At 72.6% G+C, this 13,314-nt stretch carries 14 protein-coding genes; 7 read left to right on the top strand and 7 right to left on the bottom strand.

Annotated elements, in window-relative coordinates:
* Positions 1 to 165: 165 nt before the first annotated feature.
* Genes NZH93_RS21965 through NZH93_RS21955 form a run of 3 tightly spaced genes read right to left on the bottom strand, consistent with a single transcriptional unit; the run spans position 166 to position 1,542 of the window.
* Positions 166 to 543, bottom strand: a complete 378-nt coding sequence (locus NZH93_RS21965) for a VOC family protein (RefSeq protein WP_259625033.1) — start codon at positions 541 to 543, stop codon at positions 166 to 168.
* Positions 540 to 926 (bottom strand): SgcJ/EcaC family oxidoreductase, encoded by a 387-nt coding sequence (locus tag NZH93_RS21960; protein ID WP_259625032.1) that lies wholly within the window; start codon positions 924 to 926, stop codon positions 540 to 542. The genes NZH93_RS21965 and NZH93_RS21960 overlap by 4 nt, the downstream gene beginning before the upstream one ends.
* Complete coding sequence (locus tag NZH93_RS21955) at positions 919 to 1,542, bottom strand: M67 family metallopeptidase (protein WP_259625031.1); 624 nt, start codon at positions 1,540 to 1,542, stop codon at positions 919 to 921. The genes NZH93_RS21960 and NZH93_RS21955 overlap by 8 nt, the downstream gene beginning before the upstream one ends.
* A 212-nt stretch (positions 1,543 to 1,754) precedes the next feature.
* On the opposite strand from NZH93_RS21955, the gene NZH93_RS21950 reads away from it, so the two are divergent.
* A complete protein-coding gene (locus NZH93_RS21950; protein WP_259625030.1) occupies positions 1,755 to 2,726 on the top strand; it encodes a LysR family transcriptional regulator in 972 nt (323 codons plus the stop codon).
* Between the two features lie 11 nt (positions 2,727 to 2,737).
* Positions 2,738 to 3,241, top strand: a complete 504-nt coding sequence (locus NZH93_RS21945; protein ID WP_259625029.1) for a VOC family protein — start codon at positions 2,738 to 2,740, stop codon at positions 3,239 to 3,241.
* On the opposite strand, the gene NZH93_RS21940 is transcribed toward NZH93_RS21945, so the two are convergent.
* Positions 3,234 to 4,112: an FkbO/Hyg5 family chorismatase gene (locus NZH93_RS21940; protein ID WP_259625028.1), complete on the bottom strand. Its 879-nt coding sequence runs from the start codon at positions 4,110 to 4,112 to the stop codon at positions 3,234 to 3,236. The two genes, NZH93_RS21945 and NZH93_RS21940, sit on opposite strands and share 8 nt — an antisense overlap.
* Positions 4,113 to 4,176: 64 nt before the next feature.
* Positions 4,177 to 5,181: a LacI family DNA-binding transcriptional regulator gene (locus NZH93_RS21935; RefSeq protein ID WP_259625174.1), complete on the bottom strand. Its 1,005-nt coding sequence runs from the start codon at positions 5,179 to 5,181 to the stop codon at positions 4,177 to 4,179.
* Between the two features lie 78 nt (positions 5,182 to 5,259).
* Here NZH93_RS21935 and rhaI point away from each other — a divergent pair, with 78 nt between their 5' ends.
* From rhaI to NZH93_RS21920, 3 genes are read left to right on the top strand one after another with little or no spacing between them, the layout of a single operon-like run.
* Positions 5,260 to 6,444 carry an L-rhamnose isomerase gene (gene rhaI / locus NZH93_RS21930; protein ID WP_259625027.1) on the top strand — a complete coding sequence of 395 codons (1,185 nt, stop codon included), beginning with the start codon at positions 5,260 to 5,262 and terminating at the stop codon, positions 6,442 to 6,444.
* Complete coding sequence (locus NZH93_RS21925; protein ID WP_259625026.1) at positions 6,441 to 8,453, top strand: bifunctional aldolase/short-chain dehydrogenase; 2,013 nt, start codon at positions 6,441 to 6,443, stop codon at positions 8,451 to 8,453. The genes rhaI and NZH93_RS21925 overlap by 4 nt, the downstream gene beginning before the upstream one ends.
* Positions 8,450 to 9,814: a rhamnulokinase gene (locus NZH93_RS21920; RefSeq protein WP_259625025.1), complete on the top strand. Its 1,365-nt coding sequence runs from the start codon at positions 8,450 to 8,452 to the stop codon at positions 9,812 to 9,814. The genes NZH93_RS21925 and NZH93_RS21920 overlap by 4 nt, the downstream gene beginning before the upstream one ends.
* A 53-nt stretch (positions 9,815 to 9,867) precedes the next feature.
* Here NZH93_RS21920 and NZH93_RS21915 read toward each other — a convergent pair whose 3' ends face one another.
* Positions 9,868 to 10,932, bottom strand: a complete 1,065-nt coding sequence (locus NZH93_RS21915) for an aldo/keto reductase (protein WP_259625024.1) — start codon at positions 10,930 to 10,932, stop codon at positions 9,868 to 9,870.
* 117 nt (positions 10,933 to 11,049) lie between these two features.
* On the opposite strand from NZH93_RS21915, the gene NZH93_RS21910 reads away from it, so the two are divergent.
* The gene (locus tag NZH93_RS21910) at positions 11,050 to 11,889 is read left to right on the top strand and encodes a helix-turn-helix domain-containing protein (protein WP_259625023.1); all 840 of its coding nucleotides are present in this window, start codon (positions 11,050 to 11,052) and stop codon (positions 11,887 to 11,889) included.
* On the opposite strand, the gene NZH93_RS21905 is transcribed toward NZH93_RS21910, so the two are convergent.
* Entirely contained in the window at positions 11,886 to 12,275 is a 390-nt protein-coding gene (locus tag NZH93_RS21905) for a cupin domain-containing protein (RefSeq protein WP_259625022.1), read from the bottom strand. The two genes, NZH93_RS21910 and NZH93_RS21905, sit on opposite strands and share 4 nt — an antisense overlap.
* A 52-nt stretch (positions 12,276 to 12,327) precedes the next feature.
* Here NZH93_RS21905 and NZH93_RS21900 point away from each other — a divergent pair, with 52 nt between their 5' ends.
* Positions 12,328 to 13,293: a helix-turn-helix domain-containing protein gene (locus NZH93_RS21900; RefSeq protein WP_259625021.1), complete on the top strand. Its 966-nt coding sequence runs from the start codon at positions 12,328 to 12,330 to the stop codon at positions 13,291 to 13,293.
* Positions 13,294 to 13,314 lie beyond the last annotated feature (21 nt).

Here is a 13,314-nt window from a genome sequence, read left to right as displayed (position 1 = left end):
CGGTGTCGGCCGTACGTAGCGGAAGCGCTGTGCGATAGCCGGGCATTTCCCGACATTTCGCATTCCCCATGAGGCGTGATATGGCCGGTCTACCCGGCGGGAGTTCCGTTGAACAGCGCGTGAGGCTTCTCGGGGATTCGATCACCAAGGGTCACGCCGCGGCGCTCACTCCCCCACTCCGGGCGGCAGGAAGCCGTGGGCGGACAGGTCGAACCAGTTGCCCTCCGGGTCGATGGCCCGGTACTCCGCGAACGGCCGGTCGGTGGCGCGGGCGACCGGCCGGGGCACGCCCGCGTCGGCCAGGTGGTCCGCCGCGACGTCGACGTCCTCCACGACGAAGCCGAAGTGGTTGAAGCCGGTGGCCACGTCGCCGTCGAGCCGCTGCTGGATGAGCGCCAGGTTGATGTACCCGTCGGTGAGGAAGCGGCTGCCGTCCGGGTCCTGGTGGAACTCCTCCATCCCGAGGCGGTCGCGGTAGAAGTCGGCCATCCGCTTCGCGTCCTGGACGACGAAGGCGAGGTGGCGCAGTCGGGGCCTGGTCATGGGGTGGTTCCTCTCGGCGCGTTCGGGATCATGTTGTGGAAGGCGGTGATCTCCCACCCGCCGTCGCGGCGGGTCACCACCGCCTGGGCGTGGGTGAGGACGCCGAGCGGGACGATGCCGGTGGTCACGTGCACCAGGTGGACGCCGTCGGCCAACGGGCGCACGAGCAGGAAGTTGGGCACCAGCCTGGTGTCGCGGAAGGCCGACGCGAACAGGCGCGCGTGCACCTCTTCGACGGCGGCCCGGCCCCGCAGGTCCTCGCCGCGCACGGTCACGAAGTCGACGTCGGGGCCGAAGACCGCCGCGAACCGCGCGGCGTCGCCCGCGGCCCAGCCCTCGGCCATCGTGGACCAGAGGCCGCGGACCAGGTCGTCGTCACTCACCGCGGCTCCCCGGAACGGACGCGCGGACGCGCAGCGGGAGCGGTCGGCAGTCGCCGTCCCAGGCGGCCACCGAGTAGTACAGCGAGCCGTGCCTGCGCTCCAGGTAGCAGACGACGTTGATGGGCCAGCCGCAGCCGCGGAACACGTACTCGTCCATCGCGGACGGGCGGTCGCTCAGCGGGCGGCCGCGCTCGGACTCCGGGCCCAGCCGGTGCCAGTCCGGGTGCAGGTGGATGGAGCCGAGGATGTCCAGGCCGACCAGGTCGGCGAGGCGGGAGATCCGGAGCAGGTCGGCCGGGTCCAGCCACCAGGCGCGCACGGGGTTCTCGTAGGCGGCGCCGAAGCGCGGGACGATGGTGGTCTCGAACTCCTGCCTGGCGGCGGGCGAGGTGGTGCGGGCGTTGCGGCCGAACTCGATCCGGTCCACCAGGAACGCGCCTTCCGCGCCGGTGCCCAGCAGGACGCCGAAGCAGGATCTCGGCTCGTTCGGCGTGATGGACGCGTACTCCTTCGCCGCCGCCGACAGGAAGGTCTCCAAGGCCGTTTCCGAGAACAGCACGGACCGCTCCTCGGCGACCCTCGGGAGGTCGTCGCACAGTTCCAGCACTTCGGGCATGGTGGGGTAATCCGCTCATCGGGAATTCCCGGTGGACCGTCCGGGATCGGTGGCGAAAACATAGCCGGCGCCTCTTCCGCCGACAACCCGCCGAAAGTCAGGGTCGAGGCTTCCACCTGGGAAAACGCTGAAATGATCACGGGAATGGCGCTATAGCAATGGGCGATAACCCTTCCCGTTCAGCGGTTGTTCACCGACCGTAGGATCGGCTCATGCGCCTCGAAGTCCGGCACCTCGAACTCGTCGTCGCCATCGCCGAATCGGGGAGCCTGCGCAGAGCCGCGGCACAGTTGCACCTGACCCAGCCCGCCGTGACCACGCAGCTCAAGAGGATCGAGCAGCACCTCGGCGGAGCGCTGTTCCTGCGGTCCACCGACGGTGTCCTGGCCACGCACACGGGCACGGAGTTCGTCCGCGACGCGAAGAAGGTGCTGGACCTGGTGACCGACCTGGAGCGGACGGCGCGGCTCAACGCCCGGCGCGAGTCCGGGACGCCGTTCAAGGTCGGCGGGATTCCCGCGCAGCACTTCAGCCTGCTCGTGGACGCGCTCGCCGACGCCCACCCCGGCCAGGAGGTCACCAGCCGCACGGTCCGCGAGACCGGGACGCTGACGGCGCTGCTGGGCTCCGGCGAGCTGGACGTGGCCGTGCTGCGGCGGTTCCCCGGTTTCCCGGTGGCGCCGCCCGCGGGGGTCGAGCAGCGGCTGCTGCTCACCGAACCCCTGTTCGTCGGTGTCTCCGCCGGTCACGCGCTGGCCGGGCGCGAGGACGTGCCGCTGGCCGAACTGGCCGACGAGAAGTGGGTCATGCCCGACCCGGACGACAGCGGGATGAACGAGTACTTCGCGCGGACCTGCGCGGCGGCCGGGTTCGCGCAGGACATCGCGCACCTCACCACCGAGGCGCACGTGGCGTTCTCGCTCACGGCCGCCGCTCGCGCCGTGTGCGTGCTCTACCCCATCGGCACCGCCCGCGACGGCCTGGCGACCCTCACCCTGGAGGGCAACCCGCTCTACCGCGAACTGGTGCTGGCCTGGCGCACGGACTCCCCCATCGCGTCCATGGTCGACGAGCTGTGCGCCACGGTCGAGCAGCGGTACCTCTGCCTGGTTGCCACGTCCGAGGTGTACGCGCGATGGTGGCGGCGGGGTGGGGCGGACTTCGCCCTGCCCCGACCGAGTTGAGGAGGACACCCGTGCCGATCCGCGGCTTGAACCACGCCGTCCTGTGGGTGCGGGACGCCGAGGTGAGCAGCGCGTTCTACGTGGACGTGCTGGGCTTCCGGGTCGTGCACCGCACACCGCGGTCCGCGTTCCTCCAGGCCCCCGAGTCGGCGAACGACCACGACCTCGGGCTGTTCCAGACCACCGATCCCGCGCCGAGCACCGCGGGGAACGGGCAGGTCGGGCTGTACCACCTGGCGTGGGAGGTGCCGACGCTCGCGGACCTGCGCGACTGCCGGGACCGGCTGGTGGCGGCGGGCGCGCTGGTCGGCTCCAGCGACCACGGTGCGACGAAGGGGCTCTACGGCAAGGACCCGGACGGGCTGGAGTTCGAGGTGTGCTGGCTGGTGCCCGCGCACCTGGTCGACGACGAGGTACTGGCGCACAAGGGCGACCTCGACGTCGAGGCGGACGTCGAGCGCTACGGCGCGGACACCGTCGGCGCCTGCGCCCGGTACGGCCCACCGGTCAGGTGATCACGCCCTCGACCTCCACCAGCAGGTCCGACCGGCACAGGTCCGCCCTGAGCAGCCGGACCGCCGTGCCCGCGCCGAACGCGGCCCGGCAGGACGCCTCCACGGCGGCCAGGTCGTCGGCGTGCCGGACGTACGCCGTCACGCGGTCGAAGTCGGCCAGGCCGAAGCCCGCGTCGACGCCGTGCCTGGCGAGGTTGCGCTCGTGGACGACGGCCTCGACGTTGCCGAACGTCGTCGCGAGCTGCCCGGCCAGGTCGCCGGGGTGCGCGGTCTCGTGGCCGAGGATGCTGGCGGTACCGGACAGGAAGAGGGTGCCGCCCGCGTCCTGGCGCAGGTAGGTGGCGCGGGAGAACGACGGCGACTTCGGCCCGTGCTGGCCGGGGTAGCGGTAGGCGGGCACCTGGAGGGGGTTCTCGATCGCGGTCAGCGCGCCCGCGCGGGTGGCGAGCAGGCACACGCTGACGCCCTCGTGCGCGGAGCCGACGGCGCTCGCGGCGGGCATGGTCGCCCCGACCTCCTCGAACGCCAGCGCGCGGCCGACGCAGAAGTCTCGGTAGGTCTCCAGGCCGTCCGCGGTGGTGCCGTTGATGCGGCCGATGTAGTGCCACAGGCGGCAGATCGTCGGGTACCCGACCCGCTTGGTCAGCGCGAACAGCTCCGCGTACAGCGCCCGCACGGCTTCCGCGTACCGCACCGACGGCGGGACGACCGCGCTGACGAACAGGAACCCGCCCTCCTCCGCGTAGCGGAGCCGCCCTTCCGAGCGGCCGGTGAGCCACGCGTCGCCGAACCCGGCCAGTCCGGTGTGGACACCGAGGTCCGCGGAGGGGAGGTCGAGTTCTTCCAGTGCCACGCCAAGCGATCCGGTCATGCCGACAGCGTCACCCATCGACCGCCCGCACGCCTGACGTGCGGCGATGATCACCCCGATCGTGTCAGCGGCGCCTGGTGCGGGTCGAGTCGCGGACCACCAGTTCGGGCGAGAACACGACCGTGCGGTGCTCGTGCTCGCCCTCGCCGGACGTCTCCTCGATCAGCAGCCGCGCGGCCGTCTCGCCGATGCGGGCGGCGGGCTGCCGGACGGAGGTGAGCGGGACGGCTGCGGCCGAGGCGAACTCGATGTCGTCGTACCCGACGATCGCCAGGTCCTCCGGCACCCGGACGCCCGCGCCGACCATGGCCTGGAGCACGCCGAGCGCGAGCAGGTCGTTCGCGCAGAACACCGCCGTCGGTCGCGGGCTGATGCCCAGGATGCGCGCCCCGGCGTCCCGGCCGGACGCCACGTCCAGCGCGGCCACCTCCAGCACGGACAGGTGGTGCCCCGGCACCTCGGCCAGCGCCTTGCGCACGCCCTCCTCGCGCTCGCGGCACTGCACGAGCACGGACGGGCCGTTGACGAACGCGATCTCGGTGTGCCCCTGCTCGGCCAGGTGGCGGGCGGCGAGCGCGCCGCCGAGCACGTCGTCGACCGACACCGAGCAGCACTCCCCCGTGGTCGCCTTGCGGTCGACCAGCACGTACGGGATCCCGCTGCGGCCGAACGCCTCGAGGCTCTCGTCCTGCGGGCCGACGGGGCTGAGCAGCACGCCGCGCACCCGCTGCTCGGCGAGCATGGCCAGGTAGGAGGACTCCCGGTCGACGCGCTGGGCGCTGTTGCAGGTGATCATGTTGAGGCCCGCGTCGTGCGCCGCCTCCTCCGCGCCGCGCGCGACGTCCACGAAGAACGGGTTGCCGAGGTCCAGGACCAGCAGGGCGAGGGTGCGGCTGCTGCCCGCGCGGAGCTGGCGGGCCGACTCGTCGCGCACGTAGCCGAGTTCCTCGATCACCGCGTTCACGCGGGACCTCGTCACCGCCGACACGACGTGCGGCCGGTTGACGACGTTGGAGACCGTGCCGATCGATACCCCGGCTCGCCGGGCGACGTCCTTGATGCCGACCATGTCACCCGACCCCTTGCTCCGCGCCACGACGAACAATACCATCGGATGAAACGTTTCAATCGGCGGTTGGAGAACACGATGACGGCACTCGCGCCGGATCCGCGTGGCGACACCGCGCGGGCGGGCCTGCGAACGCTGCGGATCGAGACCCCCTCGTGGGCCTACGGGAACTCCGGCACGCGCTTCAAGGTGTTCGCGCAGGCAGGGGTCCCCCGCACGGTCCGCGAGAAGATCGACGACGCCGCCGTCGTGCACTCCCTCACCGGCTCGGCGCCGTCCATCGCGCTGCACATCCCGTGGGACCGCGTCGACGACTACGCCGACCTGGCCCGGTACGCCGAGGCCGCGGGCGTCCGGCTCGGCACCGTCAACGCCAACGTGTTCCAGGACGACGACTACAAGCTCGGCAGCGTCACCAACCCCGACCCGGCGGTCCGGCGCAAGGCGCTCGCGCACCTGCTGGAGTGCGTGGACGTCATGGACGAGACCGGGTCGCGCGACCTGAAGCTGTGGTTCTCCGACGGCACCAACTACCCCGGCCAGGACGACATCCGCGACCGGCAGGACCGGCTGGCCGAGGCGCTGGCTGCGGTGTACGAGCGGCTGTCCGGCGACCAGCGGCTCCTGCTGGAGTACAAGCTCTTCGAGCCCGCCTTCTACACGATGGACGTCCCGGACTGGGGCACGTCGTTCGCGCACTGCCTGGAGCTGGGCGAGCGGGCGAAGGTCTGCGTCGACACCGGCCACCACGCGCCCGGCACGAACATCGAGTTCATCGTGGCGTTCCTGCTGCGCGCCGGGAAGCTCGGCGCGTTCGACTTCAACTCCCGCTTCTACGCCGACGACGACCTGATGGTCGGCGCGGCGGACCCGTTCCAGTTGTTCCGGATCATGTGCGAGGTCGACCGCGGCGGCGGCCTCGACCCGGCCACCGGGGTCGCGTTCATGCTCGACCAGTGCCACAACGTCGAGCAGAAGATCCCCGGCCAGATCCGGTCGGTCTGCAACGTGCAGGAGGCGACTGCGAAGGCGCTGCTGGTCGATCGCGAGGCGTTGAGGACCGCGCAGCGCGACGGTGACGTGATCGCGGCCAACGACGTCCTGATGGACGCCTACAACACCGACGTGCGGCCGCTGGTGGCCGAGTTGCGCGTCGAGCAGGGGCTCGACCCCGACCCCGTCGGCGCCTACCGGCGTTCCGGGTACCAGGACAGGATCGCGCGCGAGCGCGTCGGCGGCGAACAGGCGGGGTGGGGCGCGTGAGCGCGGTGCGGGATCTGCTGGACAGGTCGAACCGGCTGGGTTCCGACCCGGCGAACACGAACTACGCGGGCGGCAACACCTCCGCCAAGGGCTCGGACACCGACCCGGTGACCGGGAAGCCGGTGGACCTGCTGTGGGTCAAGGGGTCCGGCGGCGACCTCGGCACGCTGACCGAGTCCGGGCTGGCCGTGCTGCGGCTGGACCGGGTGCGCGGTCTGGTGGACGTCTACCAGGGCGTCGAGCACGAGGACGAGATGGTGGCGGCGTTCGACCACTGCCTGCACGGGCGGGGTGGGGCGGCGCCGTCGATCGACACCGCGATGCACGCGCTCGTGGACGCGGCGCACGTCGACCACCTGCACCCGGACTCCGGGATCGCGCTGGCGACGGCCGTGGACGGCGAGGAGCTGACCGGGCGCTGCTTCGGCGGCCGGGTCGTGTGGGTGCCGTGGCGCAGGCCGGGGTTCCAGCTCGGGCTGGACATCGCCCGGATCAAGGCCGAGCACCCGGAGGCCATCGGCTGCGTGCTGGGCGGTCACGGCATCACCGCGTGGGGCGACACGTCCGAGGAGGCGGAGGCCCGGTCGCTGGAGATCATCCGGGGTGCCGCCGCGTTCCTCGCCGAGCACGGCCGCGACGAGCCGTTCGGGCCGGAACTCCCCGGCTACGGAGCGCTTCCCGACGCCGAACGCCGGGCGCGCGCCGCCGCGCTGGCCCCGCTGCTGCGCGGGCTGGCGTCGACCGACGACCGGCGGATCGGCCACTTCACCGACACCGCGCCCGTGCTGGACTTCCTGGCCCGCGCGGAACACCCGCGGCTGGCCGCGCTCGGCACGTCGTGCCCGGACCACTTCCTCCGCACGAAGGTCCGACCGCTGGTGCTGGACCTGCCGCCGTCCGCGCCGCTGGACGAGGTGAAGGCCCGGCTGCGCGAGCTGCACGAGGCGTACCGGGAGGACTACCGCGCCTACTACGAGCGGCACGCGCTCCCGGACTCCCCCGCGATGCGCGGCGCCGACCCGGCGATCGTGCTGGTGCCCGGCGTCGGCATGTTCTCCTACGGCGCGGACGCCCAGACGGCGCGCGTGGCGGGCGAGTTCTACCTCAACGCCATCGAGGTCATGCGCGGCGCCGAGTCGGTGTCGACGTACGCGCCGATCGACGAGGTGGAGAAGTTCCGCATCGAGTACTGGGCCCTGGAGGAGGCGAAGCTGGCCCGCCGTCCCAAGCCCGCGCCGCTGACCGGGCGGGTCGCGTTCGTCACCGGGGCCGGGTCGGGCATCGGCAAGGCCATCGCCACCCGGCTCCGGGCCGAGGGCGCGTGCGTGGTCGTCGCCGACCGCGACACCGCCGCCGCGACGGCGGTCGCCGGTGAGCTGAAGGCGGTCGCCGTGACGGCGGACGTCACCGACGAGGCGCAGATCGCCGCCGCGCTCGACGAGGCCGTGCTCGCCTACGGCGGGGTCGACCTGGTGGTGAACAACGCGGGCCTGTCCATCTCCAAGCCGCTGCTGGACACCACCGTCGAGGACTGGGACAAGCAGCACGACGTCATGGCCCGCGGCTCGTTCCTGGTCGCCAAGCACGCGGCGCGGGTGATGATCGACCAGGGGTTCGGCGGCGACATCGTCTACATCGCCAGCAAGAACGCCGTGTTCGCCGGGCCCGCCAACATCGCCTACAGCGCGGCGAAGGCCGACCAGGCGCACCAGGTGCGGCTGCTGGCCGCCGAACTCGGCGAGCACGGCATCAAGGTCAACGGGGTCAACCCGGACGGCGTGGTGCGCGGGTCGGGGATCTTCGCGGGCGGCTGGGGGGCGCAGCGCGCCGAGGTCTACGGCGTGCCGGAGGAGGAGCTGGGCGCGTTCTACGCGCAGCGCACCCTGCTCAAGCGGGAGGTGCTGCCGGAGCACGTGGCGCACGCCGTGTTCGCGCTGACGACGCTGAGCCACACCACCGGCCTGCACGTGCCGGTGGACGCGGGCGTCGCCGCGGCGTTCCTGCGATGAAGCGGTTCGCGGCGGTCGACCTGGGCGCGGGCAGCGGCCGGGTGATCGTCGGCGAGGTCGAGGACGGCTCGGTGGTGCTGAGCGAGGTGCACCGGTTCCCGAACCGGCCGGTGAAGGTCGGCGGCACGCTGCACTGGGACGTGCTCGGGCTCTACCGGGAGGTCGTCGACGGGCTGCTGAAGGCGGGCCCGCTGGACGGGATCGGCGTCGACTCGTGGGCCGTGGACTACGGGCTGCTCGACGAGGACGGGGCCCTGCTCGGGAACCCCGTGCACTACCGCGACGAGCGCACGGCGCCCGCCGTCCGCCAGGCGCTCACCGCGCTCGCCCCCGAGCGGCACTACGCGGCCACCGGGATCCAGTTCCAGCCGTTCAACACCGCGTTCCAGCTCGTCGCCGACCGGATGGCCGACCTGGCCACCGGGGCGCTGCTGATCCCGGACCTGATCGGCTACTGGCTCACCGGCCGCGCGGGCACCGAGATCACCAACGCGTCCACCACCGCCCTGCTCGATCCGCGCACCCGCGCGTGGTCGGCCGAGGTCGCCGACGCGCTGGGCGTGGACACCGGCCTGTTCGCGCCCCTGCGCGAACCCGGCGCCGTGATCGGGGACGTGCTGCCCGAGATCGGCCTGGCGCAACGGGTTCCGGTGTACGCGGTCGGATCGCACGACACCGCGTCCGCCGTCGTCGCCGTGCCCGCCCGTGACGCGAACTTCGCCTACATCTCCTGCGGCACCTGGTCGTTGGTCGGTGTGGAGCTGGACTCGCCGGTGCTCACCGAGGAGAGCCGGGCGGCGAACTTCACCAACGAGTCCGGTGTGGACGGCACGATCCGGTACCTGCGGAACGTGATGGGGCTGTGGCTGCTCCAGGAGTGCCACCGGGAGTGGGGCACCACCGACCAGGCCGCGCTGCTGGAGGAGGCCGCGGCGCTGCCCGCGGCGGCCGTGGTGGACGCGACCGACTCCCGGTTCCTCGCCCCCGGTGACATGCCGGGGCGGATCGCGGCGGCGTGTGCGGAGACCGGTCAGGTGGTGCCGCGGTCCAGGGCGGCGGTCGTCCGGTGCGTGCTGGACAGCCTCGCGCTGGCGCACCGGGACGCGGTCGCCGACGCGGCGCGGCTGTCCGGTCGCCGCGTGGACGTGGTGCACGTCGTCGGCGGCGGAGCGTTGAACACCGTGCTGTGCCAGCTCACCGCCGACGCGTGCGGACTGCCGGTGGAGGCCGGGCCGGTGGAGGCGTCCGCGCTGGGCAACGTGCTGGTGCAGGCGCGGGCGGCCGGGTGCGTCGACGGTGACCTGCGGAAGATCGTGCGGGCCACGCAGTCCGTGGTCCGGTACGAACCCCGCACGGGATGAACGCCGGTCGGGCCGGGGCGGCGGTTGCCACCCCGGCCCGACCGTTCGGGGTGTCAGCGGCGGAGTTCGATCTTGAGGTCGCCCGCGGTCACCTTGCGGATGTGGTCTCCGGACAGCAGGTCGTGCGGGTAGCCGAGCTCGATCGCGCTCGCCTGGTCGAGGCGGGCCAGGTGGGGTGCGGTGAGGTCGACCTCCAGTGCCCCCAGGTTGTCCTCCAACTGCGCCGGGGTGCGGGCGCCGATGACCGGGGCCACCACGCCGGGGTTGCGCAGGGTCCAGGCCAGGCCGACCTGGGCGGGGGTGCGGTCCAGCTCCGCGGCGACCTCCCGCACGACGTCGGCGATGCCCAGGTTGCGCTCGGTGACCAGGCCCAGGGTGGCGTTGAAGCTCTTCCTGGTGCTGTCGCCGGGAGCCGCGCCCGGATCGGTGAGGTCGGCGCGGCCGTACTTGCCGGTGAGCACGCCGCCCGCCAGCGGCGAGTACGGGACGACGCCCAGCCCCATCGCCCGCGCCATGGGGATCAGGTCGCGTTCCGCCGCCCGGTTGACGAGGTTGTACTCGACCTGGAGCGCGATCAGCGGTGCCCAGCCCCGCAGGTCGGCGACGGCCTGCATGCGCGAGACCTCCCAGGCCGGGACGTTGGACATCGCGACGTACAGGACCTTGCCCTGCCGGACCAGGTCGTCCACACCGCGCAGGATCTCCTCGACCGGCGTCGTGAAGTCCCACACGTGCAGGTACAGCAGGTCGAGGTAGTCCGTGCGCAGCCGCCGCAGGCTGCCCTCCACCGACGCGAAGAGGTTCTTCCGGCCGCTGCCCCCGGAGTTCGGGTCGCCGGGCCTGCGCAGCGTCGTGTACTTCGTCGCCAGCACCAAGCCCTCGCGGTGGTCGCGGGTGAACTCGCCGAGCAGGCGCTCGGCGCTGCCGTCGGTGTAGGTGTCCGCGGTGTCGACGAAGTTGCCGCCACGCTCGACGTAGGTGTCGAACAGCTTGCGCGCCTCGTGCTCCTCAGCTCCCCAGCCCCACTCGGTGCCGAAGGTCGCCGTGCCCAGCGCCAGCGGGGAGACCCGCAGACCCGACCGGCCCAGCAGCCGGTAGGTGTCGAGGGTGAGCGACATCGTGTCCTCCTGTACTCGTGGTTCCTTGCGGAGGACGAGTCTGCGACCGTCGCGGGCCCCGGATAAGGGAAGGAGCTTCCTGGGAACGCCAGTCCTACCCCGGCTGTTGCACCGGGCATGACGACCCGCACCGTGGACACGACGCAGGAGCTGGCCGCGTTCCTGCGGACCAGGCGTGAACGGCTGGACCCGCACGACCTCGGCCTGCCGTCGCGCAGGCAGGCCCGCCGGACCCCCGGCCTGCGCCGCGAGGAGGTCGCCGAGCTGGCCGGGATCAGCGTCGACTACGTCGTGCGCCTGGAGCAGGGTCGCGGGCTGCGGCCCTCGGCGGACGTGGTGGAGGCGCTGGCCGGTGCGCTGCGCCTGCCCCCGGTCGAACGCGCCTACCTCTTCAACCTGACCGGACAACGTCCCCGCGGCGCCGACGAGCCCGCCACCACCGCCGCGGCGCCGCTGGCCGAACTGGTCGACGACCTGTCGCCGCTGCCCGCCATGCTGATGAACCAGCGCTTCGACATCCTGGCCTGGAACCACGAGATGACGCGGCTCCTGGTGGACTTCGGCACCCTTCCCCCGGCGCGGCGCAACGCGATGTGGCTGTGCCTCGCGCACCCCCAGGTGCGCGAGTACTACGTCGACCGGGAACGGGTCGTGCGGGAGGGGATCGCCCACCTGCGCGCCGCGTGGGCCGCGCACCCGGAGGACTCGGCGCTGACCGACCTCATCGCCGAGTTCCTCACCCGCGACGAGGACTTCGCCCGGCTGTGGGCCGAGCGGGACATCGAGGTCAACGGCCGCGGGCTCAAGGTGCTGCGGCACCCCGGCGTCGGCGAGATCGCGGTGCGGTTCGAGGTGCTCGTGCCGCTCCAGGACCCGGACCAGCGACTGGTGGTCTTCCGCCCGGCCGACGACGGCAGCCGGGCGGCACTGGACCGGTTGTGCGCGGTGCGCCCCTAGACCCGGTGGCCCGTCGTGACGTCCACGTAGGACGGGACCTCCTCGTGCCGGTCCCCCACCGAGAGGGTGCCGATCGGCTCCACCACCATGATGTGCGCCCCCGCGTGCGAGGACGGCTTGTGGAAGGTGCCCCTGGGAACCACGAACACGGAGTCCTTGCGGAGGGTGACGACCCGCTCCCCGTCCGGCTCGCGCAGGGCGATGTCGAGTTCGCCGTCCAGGACCAGGAAGAACTCGTCGGTGGACTCGTGGACGTGCCAGACGTGGTCGCCCTTCACCTTGGCGATCCGGATGTCGTAGTCGTTGACGTTCGTGATGATCCTCGGGCTCCAGATGGCGTCGAAGCCGTCCAGTGCGGTGTTGATGTCGATCGGCTGGGTGGTCATGCGGTAATCGTGGCGGCTGGTGCACGGCGACCGTGAGTGCTAGGAATCGCACATGCCGCAAGAATCCTCGCACCGGGTGGTCGTGATCGTCGACGACGGGTCGAACCCGTTCGAGCTGGGGGTGGCCACCGAACTGTTCGGGCTGCGACGGCCCGAGCTGGGGATCCCCTGGTACTCGTTCGCCCTCTGCGCGGCCGTGCCCGCCGTGTCGATGCACCTGGGGATGTTCACGCTGTCCGGGGTGGCCGGGCTGGAGGCCGTCGACACCGCCGACACGGTGATCGTGCCCAACCGCCCCGACCCGGAGGTGCCCGCGAGCCCGCGCGTGCTGGACGCCGTTCGCCGGGCCGCCGACCGGGGAGCGCGCCTGGTGAGCTTCTGCACGGGCGCGTTCACGCTGGCCGAGGCTGGGGTGCTGGACGGGCGGCGGGCGACCACGCACTGGCGGTGGGCCGCCGAGTTCGGGCGGCGGTTCCCGCTGGTCGCGCTGGAACCGGACGTGCTGTTCGTGGAGGACGGCTCGGTGCTGACGGCGGCGGGCAGCGCGGCGGCGCTGGACCTCGGGCTGCACCTGGTCCTGCGCGACCACGGCGCCGAGGTGGCCAACGCGGTGAGCAGGCGGCTGGTGTTCAGCGGTCACCGCGACGGCGGCCAGCGGCAGTTCGTCGAACGGCCGCTGCCCGCGGTGCCGGACTCGTCGCTGGGCGCGGTGCTCGACTGGGCGCGGGCGCGCCTGGACCAGCCCCTGACCGTCGCCGACCTCGCCGCCAAGGCCGCGGCGAGCCAGGCGACGCTGCACCGGAGGTTCCAGGCGGAGCTGGGCACCACCCCGCTGGCCTGGCTGACGACCGAGCGGATCTCGCTGGCGTGCAGGCTGATCGAACGCGGCGAGGTCCGCCTGGACCGGGTCGCGGCGGCCAGCGGCTTCGGCACGGCGGCCAACCTGCGGGCACGGCTGCGCAAGCACACCGGCCTCACGCCGTCCGCGTACCGACGCCGCTTCGGCCCCGCCGCGTGACCGTGCGGGGGCCCGATTGCC

Origin of the sequence: Umezawaea endophytica (assembly GCF_025061645.1) — a bacterium.
GTDB classification, from domain to species: domain Bacteria; phylum Actinomycetota; class Actinomycetes; order Mycobacteriales; family Pseudonocardiaceae; genus Umezawaea; species Umezawaea endophytica.
Note: the sequence above shows the minus strand (reverse complement) of the source record. Positions and strands in the feature narration are given on the sequence as shown.

Bases quoted from the DNA above. Each gene is read 5' to 3' on its own strand.
- NZH93_RS21900 (WP_259625021.1), top strand. From the start codon at position 12,328: ATGCCGCAAGAATCCTCGCACCGGGTGGTCGTGATCGTCGACGACGGG.
- NZH93_RS21920 (WP_259625025.1), top strand. From the start codon at position 8,450: ATGAAGCGGTTCGCGGCGGTCGACCTGGGCGCGGGCAGCGGCCGGGTG.
- NZH93_RS21935 (WP_259625174.1), bottom strand. From the start codon at position 5,181: ATGGTCGGCATCAAGGACGTCGCCCGGCGAGCCGGGGTATCGATCGGC.
- NZH93_RS21965 (WP_259625033.1), bottom strand. From the start codon at position 543: ATGACCAGGCCCCGACTGCGCCACCTCGCCTTCGTCGTCCAGGACGCG.
- NZH93_RS21940 (WP_259625028.1), bottom strand. From the start codon at position 4,112: ATGACCGGATCGCTTGGCGTGGCACTGGAAGAACTCGACCTCCCCTCC.
- rhaI (WP_259625027.1), top strand. From the start codon at position 5,260: ATGACGGCACTCGCGCCGGATCCGCGTGGCGACACCGCGCGGGCGGGC.
- NZH93_RS21955 (WP_259625031.1), bottom strand. From the start codon at position 1,542: ATGCCCGAAGTGCTGGAACTGTGCGACGACCTCCCGAGGGTCGCCGAG.
- NZH93_RS21950 (WP_259625030.1), top strand. From the start codon at position 1,755: ATGCGCCTCGAAGTCCGGCACCTCGAACTCGTCGTCGCCATCGCCGAA.
- NZH93_RS21910 (WP_259625023.1), top strand. From the start codon at position 11,050: ATGACGACCCGCACCGTGGACACGACGCAGGAGCTGGCCGCGTTCCTG.
- NZH93_RS21915 (WP_259625024.1), bottom strand. From the start codon at position 10,932: ATGTCGCTCACCCTCGACACCTACCGGCTGCTGGGCCGGTCGGGTCTG.
- NZH93_RS21905 (WP_259625022.1), bottom strand. From the start codon at position 12,275: ATGACCACCCAGCCGATCGACATCAACACCGCACTGGACGGCTTCGAC.